Raw genomic sequence first — 412 nt, 5'->3', positions numbered from 1 at the left:
ACCAAGCGGAAGGATAACGCGCGTGAGCGATGGAGAGAGCAGCCCGAATTCTTCGTCAGTCAGCGAGGACAACAGACGATTTGGCGACTTCGCAGCGCTCATGGACGTAACCCCAGCGGTTCGTGGCTACGAAAGGCAGTACCTTATCGAACTGCACGGTTGGCCTCCAGTGCAGCCTTGGTGTCTCACGGACGCAACGTTCTGACGCTCCGACTCTTGTCATGGGATGCCAAATCAAACAACGCGCGCCCGTGCCGTGATTTTCGATATTGACGGCGCCCTCCTCGACTCCGTCGACCTGCATGCCAAAGCTTGGGTTGACGCCTTCTCCGACTTTGGCCATCGAGTGGCTTTTGATGACGTCCGGCGCCAAATTGGCAAAGGTGGCGATCAACTCCTGCCCGAATTCCTC

Annotated in this window: 1 protein-coding gene; it reads right to left on the bottom strand. The window is 57.5% G+C overall.

The window, feature by feature from the left end; genetic code table 11:
* Positions 1-55: 55 nt before the first annotated feature.
* A partial coding sequence (locus JG676_RS08850) for a hypothetical protein (protein ID WP_210328694.1) occupies positions 56-412 on the bottom strand: 357 nt, incomplete at its 5' end.

The sequence above is a fragment of the Campylobacter sp. 2018MI34 genome (assembly GCF_016598975.1).
GTDB lineage: Bacteria > Campylobacterota > Campylobacteria > Campylobacterales > Campylobacteraceae > Campylobacter_D.
The sequence above is the reverse complement of the archived record's forward strand: the minus strand, read 5'-3'. Positions and strand labels throughout refer to the sequence as shown.